The sequence below is a fragment of the Streptomyces sp. NPDC002403 genome (assembly GCF_053593015.1).
The window spans coordinates 314,922-330,464 of the sequence record NZ_JBSFBQ010000001.1; the positions used below are offsets into that span (position 1 = coordinate 314,922).

Sequence of the window (15,543 nt, forward strand, 5' to 3'; positions counted from 1 at the left end):
TCAGCCGGTCTGCGCGGTGGCCGCGGCCGAGGCCTGGAGTTCGCCGCGGCGGTGGATCTGACGGAACGTGAAGTTCGTCAGGTCGTCACCGGTGGCGTAGACGTTCTTGTCGGCCGTGGTGACGCTCTTGCCGCTGGTGAACCCGCTGATCGCGAAGTAGGCGTACCGGCCGTAGGAGTTGGCGGTACGGCGGCAGACCGATCCCGGCGGGCAGAAGGCCGGCACGCCCGCGCCGCTCAGCGTGGCGATGCTGCCGGTGGCCTGCTGGGCCGCCTTCTTGGCCTGTGCCTCCGTGGGGAAGACCGCGAGGCCGACGGTGACGGCGACGCCGTCCTTGCTGTACGTGGCCCGCACGACCTGGTCGCAGCCGTTGTTCACCAGGATCGAGCCGAGCGCGCCCTTCGTGGTGGCGGCGCAGCTCTTCGTCTGCTGCGTCGCGCCCTTGATGTAGACCCGGTCGCCCATCGTCAGCTTCTTGCCGGGGAAGAACGCGTCGACGGTGATCGGTGCCCGGTCCTTCTTCGCGCTGGAGATGTAGTCCTTCGGGTTCGGCGGGGGCGGCGGGGCCACCGAGGAGAAGGACGGCTCGGGCTCGGCGGTCTCGGTCGGCAGTTCGCTCGCCGCGGGCAGTTCGCTCGCGTGCTTGCCGGAGGTGTTGTTCTTGTTGGTCGAGATGACCGCCGTGGCCACGATCGCGCCGATCGCCGCGGTGGCGAGCACGCCGCCGCCGATCAGCAGCCACTTCTTGCGCCGCTTGCGCGCGGCGGACTCGTCGGCCAGCGCTGCCCAGTCCGGAGTCTGTGTGCCCCCGGGCCCCCAGGAGGGCCCCCCTTGCCCAAAGCTCATGCCGCGAATCCTAGAGGAGACGTAAACCGGTTGGGCCAGGGCTTCGCGGGCCGTGACAATGCTGTCATGGGACATCTCGAAGCGGGCCATCTGGAGTACTACCTACCGGACGGGCGGGTGCTGCTCGGCGACGCTTCCTTCCGGGTCGCGGACGGGGCCGTGGTCGCCCTCGTGGGAGCCAACGGGGCCGGCAAGACGACGCTGCTCAGGCTGCTCGCCGGGGAGCTCCAGCCGCACGGCGGTTCCGTCTCGGTGAGCGGCGGGCTCGGGGTGATGCAGCAGTTCGTGGGCTCCGTGCGGGACGAACGCACGGTCCGGGACCTGCTCGTCTCGGTCTCCCAGCCGCGCATCCGGGAGGCGGCCCTGGCGGTCGACCGGGCCGAGGAGCTGATCCTCGCCGTCGACGACGAGGCGGCGCAGATGAAGTACGCGCAGGCCCTGAGCGACTGGGCGGAGGCCCGGGGGTACGAGGCCGAGACCGTCTGGGACATGTGCACCACGGCCGCGCTCGGCGTCCCGTACGAGAAGGCGCAGTGGCGCGAGGTGCGCACGCTGTCCGGCGGTGAGCAGAAGCGGCTGGTGCTGGAGGCGCTGCTGCGCGGTCCCGACGAGGTGCTGCTGCTCGACGAGCCGGACAACTATCTCGACGTGCCCGGCAAGCGGTGGCTGGAGGAGAAGCTCAAGGAGACCCGTAAGACGGTCCTGTTCGTCTCGCACGACCGCGAGCTGCTGTCCAGGGCCGCCGAGAAGATCGTCAGCGTGGAGCCGAGCCCGGCGGGCAGCGACGTGTGGGTGCACGGCGCCGGCTTCGACACGTACCACCAGGCCCGCAAGGACCGGTTCGCCCGGTTCGAGGAGCTGCTGCGGCGCTGGGAGGAGGAGCACGCCCGGCTGAAGGCGCTGGTCCACCGGCTGCGGCAGCAGGCGGCGATCAGCCCCGACATGGCGTCCCGCTACCGGGCGATGCAGACCCGCTTCAAGAAGTTCGAGGACGCGGGCCCGCCGCCGGAGCCGCCGCGCGAGCAGGACATCAAGATGCGGCTGCGCGGCGGCCGGACCGGGGTACGAGCGGTGACCTGCAAGAACCTTGAGCTGACCGGGCTGATGAAGCCGTTCGACCTGGAGATCTTCTACGGGGAACGGGTCGCCGTGCTCGGCTCGAACGGTTCGGGGAAGTCGCACTTCCTGCGGCTCCTGGCGGGCGAGCCGGTCGCGCACACGGGGGAGTGGAAGCTCGGGGCCCGGGTCGTGCCGGGGCACTTCGCGCAGACCCACGCCCATCCGGAGCTGCTGGGCAAGACGCTCGTCGAGATCCTGTGGACGGAGCACGCCAAGGACCGCGGCGGGGCGATGTCCGTGCTGCGCCGCTACGAGCTGGAGCGCCAGGGCGACCAGCCCTTCGAGAAGCTGTCCGGCGGGCAGCAGGCACGGTTCCAGATCCTGCTCCTGGAGCTGGCCGGTACCACCGCGCTGCTGCTGGACGAGCCGACGGACAACCTGGACCTGGAGTCGGCGGAGGCGCTGCAGGACGGCCTGGAGGCGTACGAGGGAACGGTGATGGCCGTCACGCACGACCGGTGGTTCGCGAAGTCCTTCGACCGCTATCTGGTGTTCGGCTCGGACGGCGTCGTGCGCGAGTCGGCGGAGCCGGTGTGGGACGAGCGCAGGGTCGAGCGGGCGCGGTAGCGGGGTTCCCCGGCCGGGCCGGGGGCCACGCGTTTTGACCCGTCCGGGGCGGGGCGGGTAGTCTCGTCGATTGTTATGCGTATTGGCTTCGTCGTTCTCACGCGTAGGGCCCTTACGTAGGTTCTCTGGAGCAGTCACCAGTGGCTCGCATACGGGCAGCGTCCCCGGCATTGTGAGCCTCAGCTGCATGATCGCTTCAGAGGTGCCATGTGTCTGGACCCCATCCACTGAAGAAGCGAAGGCTACGAAGTGCGTACGTACAGCCCCAAGCCCGGCGATGTGACGCGCCAGTGGCACATCATTGACGCGCAGGACATCGTCCTGGGTCGTCTGGCCACCACGGCTGCGAACCTCCTCCGCGGCAAGCACAAGGCGATCTACGCCCCCCACATGGACATGGGCGACTTCGTCATCATCATCAACGCCGAGAAGGTTCACCTCTCCGGCAACAAGAAGACCCAGAAGATGGCGTACCGCCACTCCGGGTTCCCGGGTGGTCTGCGCTCCGTCCGTTACGACGAGCTGCTCGCCAAGAGCCCCGAGAAGGCCGTCGAGAAGGCCATCAAGGGCATGATCCCCAAGAACAGCCTGGGCCGTCAGATGCTCTCGAAGCTCAAGGTCTACGCGGGCGACCAGCACCCGCACGCTGCTCAGCAGCCGGTCCCGTTCGAGATCACCCAGGTCGCGCAGTAGTTCCGGCCTCCCCCTAAGACCAAAAGAAAGATCTGAGGAGAATCGTGGCCGAGACCACTGTTGAGAACCCCGTCGAGGGCACCGAGGGCGAAGAGGTCTTCGCCGAGGTGACCACCTTCGAGTCCGAGGTTCCCGTCGAGGGCGAGTACACCAGCGAGTCGCTGGCCTCCCGCTTCGGCGACCCGCAGCCTGCCGCCGGCCTTGGCCGTCGGAAGAACGCCATCGCCCGCGTCCGGATCGTTCCGGGCACCGGCAAGTGGAAGATCAACGGTCGCACCCTTGAGGACTACTTCCCCAACAAGGTGCACCAGCAGGAAGTCAACGAGCCCTTCAAGGTGCTCGAGCTCGACAACCGCTACGACGTCATCGCCCGCATCTCGGGTGGCGGCGTCTCGGGTCAGGCCGGCGCCCTGCGTCTCGGCGTGGCCCGTGCGCTGAACGAGGCCGACGTGGACAACAACCGTCCCACGCTGAAGAAGGCCGGCTTCCTCTCCCGCGACGACCGTGCGGTCGAGCGCAAGAAGGCCGGTCTCAAGAAGGCCCGCAAGGCCCCGCAGTACAGCAAGCGCTAATCCGCCTGCTCATCCTGCTGTACACGTTCGCCCCGGCGGCACACCTCGTGCTGCCGGGGCGTTCGTTTATCGGCACCCTCGGGCGTATAACGGCATAAGGCGTTCATATGCTTGTTGCGTTGCTTTGGTTGTTTTTGGTTTTGCGGTTTCGGAGCATCTTCGGAGGACACCAGTGGGACGACTCTTCGGCACGGACGGTGTGCGCGGTGTCGCCAATGCGGATCTGACGGCCGAGCTGGCGCTCGGTCTCTCGGTCGCTGCGGCGCATGTTCTCGCCGAGGGGAGCACCTCCGACGGAACCAGGCCGACAGCCGTGGTGGGCCGCGACCCACGCGCGTCCGGAGAGTTCCTGGAGGCCGCCGTGGTGGCCGGCCTCGCCAGCGCCGGCGTGGACGTCCTGCGTGTCGGTGTGCTGCCCACCCCGGCGGTGGCGTACCTCACCGGCGCGCTCGGTGCCGACCTCGGCGTGATGCTCTCCGCGAGCCACAACTCCATGCCGGACAACGGTGTCAAGTTCATCGCCCGCGGCGGTCACAAGCTCTCCGACGAGCTGGAGGACCGGATCGAGACGATCTACCGGCAGCACCGCACCGGTGAGCCGTGGGAGCGCCCCACCGGCGCCGGTGTGGGACGCGTCACCGAGTACGCGGAGGGCTTCGACCGTTACGTGGCCCACCTCGTCGCGGTCCTGCCGAACCGGCTCGACGGGCTGAAGGTCGTGCTCGACGAGGCGCACGGCGCCGCCTCCCGGGTCTCGCCCGAGGCCTTCGCGCGGGCCGGCGCCGAGGTGATCACGATCGGTGCCGACCCGAACGGCCTGAACATCAACGACGGCTGCGGATCCACCCACCTGGAGCCGCTGAAGGCCGCCGTCGTCGAGCACGGCGCCGACTTCGGCATCGCGCACGACGGCGACGCCGACCGCTGCCTGGCCGTGGACGCCTCGGGCGAGGAGGTCGACGGCGACCAGATCCTGGCGGTCCTCGCCCTCGCCATGCGCGAGGCCGGACAGCTGCGCAAGGACACCGTGGTCGGCACCGTCATGTCCAACCTCGGCTTCAAGATCGCGATGGAGCGGGAGGGCATCCAGCTCGTCCAGACCGCCGTCGGCGACCGCTACGTACTGGAGTCGATGAAGGCCGAGGGCTACGCGCTGGGCGGCGAGCAGTCCGGCCATGTCATCGTCCTGGACCACGCCACGACCGGCGACGGCACCCTGACCGGCCTGCTGCTGGCGGCCCGGGTCGCCGCCACCGGCCGCACCCTCGCCGACCTGGCCGGGGTCATGCAGCGGCTGCCGCAGCTCCTGATCAACGTCCGCGACGTCGACAAGTCCCGCGTCGGGACCTCCCCCGAGATCGCCGAGGCCGTGGCCGAGGCCGAGGCCGAGCTGGGCTCCACCGGACGCGTGCTGCTGCGCCAGTCGGGCACGGAGCCGCTGGTGCGGGTCATGGTCGAGGCGGCCGACATCGAGCAGGCACGGGCGGTCGCCGAGCGGCTGGCCGACGTGGTGAAGTCCGCGCTGGGATAGTGCCCGGCGGTCAGTCGCCGGACGGGTTCGCGACGAGGCCCGTCCGGCGGCGGTGTGCCCGCCACAGGGCCTTCTGGACCAACAGGGTCAGCGTCCCCGCGACCACGATCCCGCCGAGGTTCGCCAGCAGCTGCGTCGCGGAGCCCGTCATCTGGTGGTAGTCGCTGTAGCTGAACGCCACCGCAGCGTTGGACGCGGCCGGCACGGTCGTCACCGAGATGGCGACCCCGATCAGCGCCCCGGACTTCGCCGAGGTCAGCGAGAGCGTGCCGGCGATCCCGGCCAGGAACGCCACCACGAACGACATCGCGTCGGGCTTCCAGATGAACGCCGTGTTGGGACGGTCGCCCTCGATCATCGAGCGGGTGAACAGCCCCAGGCCGTCCATCAGCCAGGCGAAGCCGACCGTCAGCGCCATCGCCAGGGCGAAGCCGCCGATCAGCGCGTACAGCGAACGCAGCGCCAGCCGCGGAGCGCGCTGCACCAGGGCCGTCGAGATCCCGGCCAGCGGCCCGAACTCCGGCCCGACCGCCATCGCGCCCACGATCAGGATCGCGTTGTCGAGCATCACACCGCAGGCGGCGAGCATCACCGCGACGGTGAGGAACGCCACGTACGTGACGCTGAACGTCGACTCCTCGTGGGTCGCCTCCGTCAGCTCCTCCCACAGCACCGCGTCCGCGCCCTCGCCCGGCGCGTCCTCCTCGGCCCTGTCGGCGTGGGCGGAGAGCGTCAGATCCATGTTCTCGACGGTGATCGAACCGGACTTGTCGATACCGAGGCGGCGCAGCGCGGAGATCAGCTCGTCACCCGCCTCACGCGCCACGTCGCACATCACCAGATCCCCCGCCGGGTTGCGGGCGGCCCCGGCCATCACGACGAGATGCGTCGTGCCCAGGGTGCGCTCCAGCAGGTGCAGCACCTCGTCCGTACGGTCGGCGGGGACGATCAGGCGCAGATGCAGCACGTGGCCACTCCCAGGAGGCTCGCGGACTCGGAGGTTGTCAGAGCTTGCGCAGCGACAGCCGCTGGACCTTGTGGTCCGGGCCCTTGCGCAGCACCAGGGTGGCACGGCCCCGGGTGGGCGCCACATTCTCCACCAGATTGGGCTTGTTGATGGTCCGCCACATCGTCGCCGCGTACTCCATGGCCTCCTCCTCGGAGACCTGGGTGTACTTGCGGAAGTACGAGAAGGGGTTCTGGAACGCCGTCTCCCGCAGCTTCCGGAACCGGTCGAGATACCAGCTCTCGATGTCCTCGGTGCGCGCGTCCACGTACACGCTGAAGTCGAAGTAGTCGGCGAGGCCGACCCTGGTCCGGCCGTCCTTGCCGGGCATCGCGGGCTGAAGCACGTTCAGCCCCTCGACGATCAGGATGTCCGGGCGGCGTACGGTGAGCCGCTCGTCGGGCACGATGTCGTAGATCAGATGCGAGTAGACGGGCGCCGTCACCTCGTCCTTGCCGGCCTTGATGTCGGCGACGAACCGGGTCAGGGCGCGCCGGTCGTACGACTCGGGGAACCCCTTGCGCGACATCAGGCCGCGGGCCCGGAGCTCCTTCATCGGCAGCAGGAACCCGTCCGTGGTCACCAGCTCCACGCGCGGATGCTCGGGCCAGCGGGCCAGCAGCGCCTGGAGGATGCGCGCGGTGGTGGACTTGCCGACCGCGACACTGCCCGCGACGCCTATGACGAACGGGGTGCCGCGCTGCGCGCCGTGGCCGCCGCCGGCGTCCCCGAGGAAGGTGTTCAGGGCGCCGCGCAGACCCGAGGTGGCCTGGACGTAGAGGTTCAGGAGCCGGGAGAGCGGCAGATAGACGTCCCGGACCTCGTCGAGGTCGATGACGTCGCCGAGTCCGCGCAGCTGCTCCACCTCGTCGGCGGTCAGCGGGAGCGGCGTCTTGTCGCGCAGGGCGCTCCACTCGGCGCGGGACAGGTCGACGTACGGCGTCGCCGCATGCTCGGCGCGTCGGTGGGTGCTCCGTGGCGGCGAAGTGATCACGGGTTCATTGTCGCGGGAGTTCCGACGCGGTGGAGGGTGGGCTCGGTCACGTGGGGGAGAGGGGACGGGGATGGCGCCGCCGTCGCTCATGGCCGTGCGCCCGCCTTCTTCAGCACACAGAGCTCTCCGCTGTCGGGGTCACCGATGAAGGTCCACAGGAGAGGGGAATCGGCTTTCCCCCTGGCGGTGAGCTGGCCGCTGACATGGCCGGGGGCGAACGCGGTGGACAGCTCCGTCGCACGGTCCCGGGTCGTGTACACGCCGGACTCCCAGGTGCCGGTCCCGGTCATGGTGGAGGGGAAGCCGAATCCGGAGCTGTCGCCGGTGCGGGAGTCCGTGTAGTCGCCGCAGACGTGCGTGGCGCCGAAGGTGCCGTCCTCGGCGAGGACGAGCCGGCCGCCCTGTTCGTCCTGCCAGGTGCCCAGCAGCTGACTGTGCGTCAGCACGAGTGGCGGGCCGTCCGGTTCCGGGGGGATGTTCACGAAGCGCAGCAGGAGTACCAGGACGAACAGGCCCACGGGGACGAGCACCACGAGGACCGCCCCGATGCCCAGCCCCAGTGCGACGGCGGTCCTGTTCGACATCCCGCGCCGGGGCGGCGGCGGGCCCGGGAGCGGCCGGGAGGGCCGGAGGTCCCAGGGCGGGCGCTGCGACGGTGCGACCGGTCCTTCGGCGCCCGGCATGCGCCCCACCCCCCGAATTCCTGTCCGTCCGGCCGGAATCGGTGCCGGCCGGCGGCGACGCCATGATGCACCCGGGGCCACCCGCCGCCGACGGCGGGGCCCGGTGTCCGCTTCCCCGCGGCGGACACCGGACCCGGCTCACGGCCTCCGCGGGATCAGGGCTTCTCGCCCTTGGCGTCGACGACGGCGGCCTCGACCCGGGCGTCGCTGGTCAGGATCTGTCCCGCCCTGAAAGCGAACGTCGGGCCCTGCGCCTTGCCGTTGGAGAGCTTGTACGTGTAGTCCTCGGCGACCACGAAGCGCTGACCGGCATAGCCGAAGTCGTGCGGGTCGAGCAGGATCTCCCGCTGTTCGTGGCCGCTGTCCTCCTTCCGGGTGATGGCGATGGCCTCGCGCCCGGCCGCGTCCTTCACCAGGTGATCGGTGACGTGCACGCCGGGGACGGTGGCCATGGCGCGGTAGATCCGGGCGAGGGCGGCCGGGGGGACCGGGTAGGCCTCGGCCATCCGCCCGATCGCGCGGAAGCTGTGCTGTGCCTTGCCCTCGGGCGGGCTCTCGGCCGTGTGGCCGCTCGGATAGAACGAGCGGATCTCCGCCAGCAGCAGCGCCGGGTCGTCGGGCAGCGCGCTCGCGGCCCGGTAGGCCTCACGTGCCGTGCGGTAGTCGTCGTCCTTGCCGTTCCCGGCCGCGGCGGAGTTGTCGTACGGCACCCAGCCGGGCTCGTACGTGACGGGGCCGAGGGAGGAGCCGTTCCCGTCGCCCTGCGAGGCCACCCGCGCGGTTCTGGTGTAGATCCACTGGTCGTCGCGCGGCTCCGGCCCGGCCGGCCGCTTCTCCAGCGCGTCGGCGGCCAGGTTCAGCACCTCGGCCGGGCTGTCCAGCCGCAGCGTCCCGGCGGTCGAGGCGGGCCCGGGGCGTGCGGGCGCGGCCGCGTCCCCGAGCCGGGTGCCGAGCACCGCCGCCACGGTGATCGCCGCGGCCGCGCCGATCGCGGCGAACCGCCAGTCCGCCCGCAGGCGGCGGGCGCGGCCGCCCGATGCCGCGGTCTCGGTGAGCCGCTGCCGGCCCGGGGCGAGCGCCCCGCGGTCGGGAACGGGTGCGTCCGCGCGCAGCTCGCGCAGCTGGGTCATTTCGTCCATGACGGGCTCAGCTCCATGGCGTCGGGCGTGAACGAGGGGTCCGTGCAGAGGGCGTCGCGGACCTTGCGGCGGGCGCGATGGAGCCGGGACCGTACGGTGCCGAGCGGGATGCCCAGCGCCTCGGAGACCTCCTGGTACCCGAGGTCGGCCCAGGCGACGAGCAGCAGTACGTGGCGGTCGCCCGGCGAGAGCGCGGCGAGCGCCGCCGCCAGGGGCGCCCGGGCGGTGATCCGGTCGTCGCAGCGGTCGCTCCAGGAGGCGGCCACCGGGTCCTGACCGGTACGGGCCAGGGCCCGCAGCCCGCGCTCCTCGCTGCGCCGGTGCTTGCCGATGAGGTTCGCGGCGATGCCGTACAGCCAGGGGCGGGCGCTGCGCCGGGAGCCGTCGTAGCGGCGCCGGGAGCGGAAGGCGATGAGGAAGGTCTCCGCCGTGATGTCGTCCGCCGCGCCCTCCCCGAGGCGGCGGGCGGCATAGCGGTGGATGTCCGGTGCGTGACGGTCGTAGAGACCGGCGAACATCTCGGGCTCCTCCAGCGACTGCGCGATGACCTCGGCGTCGTCGTGCGGGCTGGCACTGGCCGGTGGTCCGGTCACATCGGCTCCTGGGGCTCGGTGGGAGAGCGTGTCACCCCTTGTTCCCCACCGGGGCCGGAAAGGTTCACAGGGTACGCGGGCGGCTCGCCCCGTCAGCTGTCCACCGGCTTCACGTCCGTGCACCTGGTGAACGGCTTCCAGGGGCGGGTGCCGTCCTCCTCCGGCTCTCCGGCGTACGCCGGATTCCCGGTGAGCGTCTGCTCGGTCTCCTCATGCTCCACCGACAGGCCGAACAGCTTGAAACCGAGGTTCACCGAGCCTGCGGCGACACCGATGCCGATCGCGAGCGAGGCGTCCCACCAGTCCTTGTTGACGTCGTAGTCGAGGCTGGTGACCTCGGCGTTGTCGTGGAGCAGCTGCCGCACCGGGCTCGCGTCCCCGGCGAGCGGATCCGTGGCGTCGCGCGGTGCGGGGAGCGTGCCCTTCGCGGGCTGCTCGCCGCGACCGCGCAGCCAGTCCTCGACGGCGGTGCTCTTCTCGTCCGTGTCCAGGTCCACCGAGGCCGACTCGGTGTGCAGGGTGGACGTCGAACTGCCCGCGCCGCCCTCCACGCTGATGGTCAGTCCGCTCCCGCCCGACACCTCGACCTCCGTGCCGCCGTCGCCCTCGGCGGCGACGCCGCCCGCCCGGCTGGTGGTGATCTCCAGGTTCTCCGGGTGGTGCGGCTTGCCGTCGTCCTCCTCCTTGTCGTACGTCTCGGCGTCGTAGGTGACGGCGACCTGCTGCATGTGGGTGCCCTCGCCGGACGCGCCCGCCTCGCCCGCCGCGTCCGCCCCCAGCTTTCCGCTCATCGTGAAGGTGTAGACGAAGGTGATCTTTCCGGCGTCCTCGCCCGATCGGGAGCGGAGCACGGTCACGTCGTCGCTCATCGACCCGGAGGCGCCCACGTCGGCAACGCTGTCGTCCTCGTCGGAGCCCTTGTGGGTGGAGAGGCCGAAGCCCACCTCGCCCGAGGCCTCCGTCGTGGTCCTGCTGATGTCCACGTCCGGGGCCTTCTCCGGGTCCTGGTCCGGTACGAACCAGCTCGCCGCGGCCGAGCAGGCGATCTGTCCCTCGGGGTCGGGGTCGGAGGCGCACTCGTCGTTCTTGGCGAGGAGCTTGGCGTACTTCTTGGCGTTCTCGACGTTGTGCTCCAGGTCCTCCTGGGCCGAGGCGCCCTCCTCGTGGCCGTCGAAGATCCACTGGCCGCCGCTGCCGGAACTCCAGTTGTAGCCGGCGCTGAGCCGGGCCTCGCCGGTCCAGTTCCCGAGCTTGCCGATGCCGGCGCTGACGCCGCCCTCGACGCCGGCGCCGACGTCCACGTTCCGGGAGAGGGTGACCGAACCGTCCGACCACTGCTCGATCGTCACCTGCTCCGAGCTGGAGATCTTGAAGAACAGGATCTGGATCCGGGTGGTCGTCTTCCGGTCGTCCGAGGACAGCAGGCACTTGTCCGGCTCGAAGGGGTCCTCCTCGTCGTCCCCGGCGTCGTCGCCGGACATGCCGCTCGCCGTCAGGGTCGGCTCGTCCGTATCGACGACATCGTTGTCAGGAGAGCCGTCGCCGCCCTCGCCGCCCGACGCGCCGTCATCCGTACCGGACTCGGCGCAGTCACCCGCGTCACCCGCGTCACCCGCGCCGATCGTGGCGACCGCCTCGCAGAGCCGTCCGCCGATGGCCGCGCCCACCCCGGACGCGCGGCCCGCCATCAGCATCGCCAGGATCAGGGCGAGGGCGACGGCGCCGACGCCCGTGTACTCGATCGCGGTCTGGCCCTCGCACCTCCCGCCCCTCCCGTGCCGCCTTGTCCGCCACCGCGTCCGGCCGCCGCTTCCCGTCATGCCGCCCCGCCCTTCGGTCAGCCCCCGTGCTTCTCCCGCGAGCTGTCGAGCGTAGGAACGGGCACGGGCCGAGGACAGGGCCTGCGGACCCAGCCGGGCGGCTGGGTCCGGGGCCCGGCCGCCGGCGCCACGCCGTTCTCCCTGCCGCCCCGTTCACCTTCTGCGACGATGCGAAGAAGAGGGGCAGATGGACAGGAAAGGAACGGTATGTGCGGAATCGTGGGTTACGTCGGAGGGCAGTCGGCGCAGGACGTCGTCGTAGCGGGTCTCAAACGCCTCGAGTACCGGGGCTACGACTCGGCGGGCCTCGCCGTGCTCGCGGACGGCGGCCTGGCCGCCGCCAAGAAGGCCGGCAAGCTCGTCAATCTGGAGAAGGCGCTGGCCGAGGCGCCGCTCCCGGCCGGGACCACCGGGATCGGACACACCCGCTGGGCCACCCACGGCGCCCCCACCGACACCAACGCCCACCCGCACCTCGACAACGCGGGCCGCGTCGCCGTCGTGCACAACGGGATCATCGAGAACTTCGCCGCCCTGCGCGCCGAACTCGCCGAACGCGGCCACGAGCTGGCCTCCGAGACCGACACCGAGGTCGTCGCCCATCTGCTGGCCGAGGCGTTCTCCTCCTGCGCCGACCCGGCGGAGGCGATGCGACAGGTCTGCCGCCGGCTGGAGGGCGCCTTCACCCTCGTCGCCGTGCACGCGGACGCGCCCGGCACGGTGGTCGGGGCCCGGCGCAACTCGCCGCTCGTGGTGGGGGTGGGGGAGGGTGAAGCCTTCCTGGCCTCCGACGTCGCCGCGTTCATCGCGCACACCCGCTCCGCGATCGAGCTGGGCCAGGACCAGGTGGTCGAGCTGCGCCGCGAGGGGGTCACCGTCACCGACTTCGACGGGCGGCCCGCCGAGGTCCGCGAGTACCACGTGGACTGGGACGTCTCCGCCGCCGAGAAGGGCGGCCACGACTACTTCATGCTCAAGGAGATCGCCGAACAGCCCAGGGCCGTCGCCGACACGCTCCTCGGCCGGATCGACGGCTCGGGCTCGCTCCGCCTCGACGAGGTGCGCATCCCGCCGCACGAGCTGCGCGAGGTCGACAAGGTCGTCATCGTGGCCTGCGGCACCGCCTACCACTCCGGGATGATCGCCAAGTACGCCATCGAGCACTGGACCCGCATCCCCTGCGAGACCGAGCTGGCCAGCGAGTTCCGCTACCGCGACCCGATCCTCGACCAGCGCACCCTGGTCGTCGCGATCTCGCAGTCCGGCGAGACGATGGACACCCTGATGGCCCTGCGGCACGCCCGGGAACAGGGCGCCAAGGTCCTCGCCATCTGCAACACGAACGGCTCCACCATCCCCCGGGAGTCCGACGCCGTGCTCTACACGCACGCCGGACCCGAGGTCGCCGTCGCCTCCACCAAGGCCTTCCTCACCCAGCTGGTCGCCTGCTACCTCGTCGCCCTGTACCTCGGACAGATCCGGGGGACGAAGTGGGGCGACGAGATCCGCACCGTCATCCGCCAGCTCTCCGAGATCTCCGGCGCCGTCGAGAAGGTCCTGGGGACCATGGAGCCGGTGCGCGAACTCGCCCGCTCCCTCGCCGGTCACGACACCGTGCTCTTCCTGGGCCGCCACGTCGGCTATCCGGTCGCCCTGGAAGGCGCGTTGAAGCTCAAGGAGCTCGCGTACATGCACGCCGAGGGCTTCGCCGCCGGTGAGCTCAAGCACGGCCCGATCGCACTCATCGAGGACGGCCTCCCGGTCGTCGTGGTGGTGCCGTCGCCGCGCGGCCGGTCGCTGCTGCACGACAAGGTCGTGTCGAACATCCAGGAGATCAGGGCCCGCGGCGCCCGCACCGTCGTCATCGCCGAGGAGGGCGACGAGGCGGTCGTCCCGTACGCCGACCACCTGATCCGGATTCCCATGACGCCCACGCTGCTCCAGCCGCTGGTGTCGACCGTGCCGTTGCAGGTCTTCGCCTGCGAACTGGCGACGGCACGCGGCAACGACGTGGACCAGCCGCGCAATCTGGCGAAGTCCGTGACCGTGGAGTGATCCGTGGTCCGGCTAGCTTGCTTGCAAGCAAGCAAGCCGGCGAGGGATGAGGGAACACGCGTGATCATCGGGGTCGGGATCGACGTGGCAGAGATCGAACGGTTCGACGCGGCGCTGGAACGTACGCCGCAGATGGCCGAACGGCTCTTCCTGGAAAGGGAGTTGCTGCTGCCCAGCGGCGAGCGGCGCGGCATCGCCTCGCTCGCCGCCCGGTTCGCGGCGAAGGAGGCCCTCGCGAAGGCGCTCGGCGCGCCCGCCGGGCTGCTCTGGACGGACGCCGAGGTGTACGTCGAGGACAGCGGGCAGCCCCGGCTGCGGGTCCGCGGCACCGTCGCCGCACGCGCCGCCGAGCTGGGCGTACGGCACTGGCACGTCTCGCTCAGCCATGACGCGGGGGTGGCGTCGGCCGTCGTGATCGCGGAGGGTTGAGCACATGCGTACCGCCTACAGCGTCGATACCGTACGGGCCGCCGAGCGGGCCCTGATGTCCCGGCTGCCCGAGGGCGCGCTGATGCAGCGCGCCGCCGCCGGACTGGCCGCGGCCTGCGCCGATGTGCTGCGGCGGCGCGGCCGGGTGTACGGGGCCCGGGTCGTCCTCCTCGTCGGCAGCGGCGACAACGGGGGCGACGCACTGTACGCGGGCGCCCGGCTCGCCCGCCGGGGCGCCGGGGTGCGCGCGGTGCTCACGGCGCCGGACCGTGTCCACGGCGGCGGCCTCGCGGCCCTGCTCGCGGCGGGCGGGCGGATCGCGGAGGGCGCGGACGCCTGGGGCGGCCACATCGATCTCGTGGTGGACGGGATCACCGGCATCGGCGGGCGGGGCGGGCTGCGGCCGGACGCCGCCGAGCTGGTGCGGGCCCTCGCGGCGACCGGCGCGCCTCTCGTCGCCGTCGACCTGCCCAGCGGGGTCGAGGCCGGCACCGGCGAGGTGCTCGGCGAGGCGGTGCGCGCCGACGTGACCGTCACCTTCGGCACGTACAAGCCGGGCCTGCTCGTCGACCCGGCCGCCGAACGGGCCGGGGCGCTGCACCTCGTCGACATCGGGCTCGGGCCCGAACTGCCGGAGGTGCCCGAGCTGGAGGCGCTCCAGTACGCGGATGTCGCAGCCCTGCTGCCCGTCCCGGGGGCCGAGAGCGACAAGTACCGGCGCGGGGTCGTCGGAGTCGTCGCCGGTTCCGCGCGCTACCCGGGCGCGGCGGTGCTGGCCGTCTCCGGGGCGCTGCGGGGCGGCGCGGGGGCCGTGCGGTACGTCGGCCCGGGCGCGGCCGCGGTGATCGCCCGTCACCCGGAGACGCTGGTCCACGCGGGGCCGCCGTCGAAGGCGGGGCGGGTGCAGGCCTGGGTCGTCGGGCCCGGGCTCGGCGACGGCGCGGAGGCCGCCGAGGCGGTCCGGGACGTGCTGGCGGCGGACGTCGCGGTGCTGGTGGACGCGGACGGGCTGCGGCTGCTGGACGCCGGTGCCGTGCGCGCGCGCACCGCGCCGACCGTCCTCACCCCGCACGCCGGCGAGGCCGCCGCGCTGCTCGGCGTCCCGCGCGAGGAGGTCGAGGCGGGGCGGCTCGCCGCGGTACGGGAACTGGCCGCCCGGTACCGCGCCACGGTCCTGCTCAAGGGCTCGACGACCCTGGTCGCCGGCGAGGACCCGGACACCCCCGTACGGGTCAATCCGACCGGCACCTCCTGGCTGGCCACGGCCGGCAGCGGCGACGTCCTCTCCGGGCTGACCGGCTCCCTGCTCGCCGCGGGCCTCGCCCCGCGCGACGCCGCGTCGGCCGGCGCCCATCTGCACGGACTCGCCGCCCGCCACGCCTCCGACGGCTCGCCCGTCGCCGCGCAGGACGTCGCGGAGGCGATCCCGGTGGCGTGGCGGGACGTGCGGGCCTGAGTGATCATGGGCCCGGCGGGGACCGACCGCAGTCGACAGG

Annotated in this window: 14 protein-coding genes; 7 read left to right on the top strand and 7 right to left on the bottom strand. The window is 71.8% G+C overall.

What is annotated here, in order from left to right; genetic code table 11:
• Positions 1-846, bottom strand: coding sequence for a hypothetical protein (locus tag ACWCPY_RS01540; protein WP_451262256.1), 846 nt, complete (start codon positions 844-846; stop codon positions 1-3).
• A 66-nt stretch (positions 847-912) separates the two neighbouring features.
• Between ACWCPY_RS01540 and ACWCPY_RS01545 the strand changes: the two genes are divergently transcribed.
• The 4 genes from ACWCPY_RS01545 to glmM all read left to right on the top strand — a co-directional run bounded on the left by ACWCPY_RS01545 (position 913) and on the right by glmM (position 5,328).
• Complete coding sequence (locus ACWCPY_RS01545; RefSeq protein WP_451262257.1) at positions 913-2,532, top strand: ABC-F family ATP-binding cassette domain-containing protein; 1,620 nt, start codon at positions 913-915, stop codon at positions 2,530-2,532.
• A 249-nt stretch (positions 2,533-2,781) separates the two neighbouring features.
• Positions 2,782-3,225: a 50S ribosomal protein L13 gene (rplM, locus tag ACWCPY_RS01550; RefSeq protein WP_072486702.1), complete on the top strand. Its 444-nt coding sequence runs from the start codon at positions 2,782-2,784 to the stop codon at positions 3,223-3,225.
• A 44-nt stretch (positions 3,226-3,269) separates the two neighbouring features.
• Complete coding sequence (rpsI, locus tag ACWCPY_RS01555; protein WP_072486701.1) at positions 3,270-3,797, top strand: 30S ribosomal protein S9; 528 nt, start codon at positions 3,270-3,272, stop codon at positions 3,795-3,797.
• A 172-nt stretch (positions 3,798-3,969) separates the two neighbouring features.
• Complete coding sequence (glmM, locus tag ACWCPY_RS01560) at positions 3,970-5,328, top strand: phosphoglucosamine mutase (RefSeq protein WP_451262258.1); 1,359 nt, start codon at positions 3,970-3,972, stop codon at positions 5,326-5,328.
• Positions 5,329-5,338: 10 nt separating this feature from the next.
• On the opposite strand, the gene ACWCPY_RS01565 is transcribed toward glmM, so the two are convergent.
• The 6 genes from ACWCPY_RS01565 to ACWCPY_RS01590 all read right to left on the bottom strand — a co-directional run bounded on the left by ACWCPY_RS01565 (position 5,339) and on the right by ACWCPY_RS01590 (position 11,563).
• Positions 5,339-6,295 carry a DUF389 domain-containing protein gene (locus ACWCPY_RS01565; RefSeq protein ID WP_451262259.1) on the bottom strand — a complete coding sequence of 319 codons (957 nt, stop codon included), beginning with the start codon at positions 6,293-6,295 and terminating at the stop codon, positions 5,339-5,341.
• 37 nt (positions 6,296-6,332) lie between these two features.
• On the bottom strand, positions 6,333-7,328 hold the full coding sequence (coaA, locus tag ACWCPY_RS01570) for a type I pantothenate kinase (protein WP_362440732.1): 996 nt from the start codon (positions 7,326-7,328) through the stop codon (positions 6,333-6,335).
• A gap of 86 nt (positions 7,329-7,414) precedes the next feature.
• Positions 7,415-7,912, bottom strand: a complete 498-nt coding sequence (locus ACWCPY_RS01575) for a hypothetical protein (RefSeq protein WP_451262260.1) — start codon at positions 7,910-7,912, stop codon at positions 7,415-7,417.
• Between the two features lie 254 nt (positions 7,913-8,166).
• The gene (locus tag ACWCPY_RS01580; protein WP_451262261.1) at positions 8,167-9,150 is read right to left on the bottom strand and encodes a CU044_5270 family protein; all 984 of its coding nucleotides are present in this window, start codon (positions 9,148-9,150) and stop codon (positions 8,167-8,169) included.
• Positions 9,138-9,743, bottom strand: a complete 606-nt coding sequence (locus ACWCPY_RS01585) for an RNA polymerase sigma factor (protein WP_451262263.1) — start codon at positions 9,741-9,743, stop codon at positions 9,138-9,140. The genes ACWCPY_RS01580 and ACWCPY_RS01585 overlap by 13 nt, the downstream gene beginning before the upstream one ends.
• 92 nt (positions 9,744-9,835) lie before the next feature.
• Entirely contained in the window at positions 9,836-11,563 is a 1,728-nt protein-coding gene (locus tag ACWCPY_RS01590) for a hypothetical protein (RefSeq protein WP_451262264.1), read from the bottom strand.
• A 207-nt stretch (positions 11,564-11,770) separates the two neighbouring features.
• On the opposite strand from ACWCPY_RS01590, the gene glmS reads away from it, so the two are divergent.
• The 3 genes from glmS to ACWCPY_RS01605 are packed head-to-tail and all read left to right on the top strand — an operon-like array spanning position 11,771 to position 15,503.
• Positions 11,771-13,618 carry a glutamine--fructose-6-phosphate transaminase (isomerizing) gene (gene glmS / locus ACWCPY_RS01595; protein WP_451262265.1) on the top strand — a complete coding sequence of 616 codons (1,848 nt, stop codon included), beginning with the start codon at positions 11,771-11,773 and terminating at the stop codon, positions 13,616-13,618.
• Between the two features lie 60 nt (positions 13,619-13,678).
• Positions 13,679-14,047, top strand: coding sequence for a holo-ACP synthase (locus tag ACWCPY_RS01600; protein WP_403766405.1), 369 nt, complete (start codon positions 13,679-13,681; stop codon positions 14,045-14,047).
• Between the two features lie 4 nt (positions 14,048-14,051).
• Entirely contained in the window at positions 14,052-15,503 is a 1,452-nt protein-coding gene (locus ACWCPY_RS01605; RefSeq protein WP_451262266.1) for an NAD(P)H-hydrate dehydratase, read from the top strand.
• Positions 15,504-15,543 lie beyond the last annotated feature (40 nt).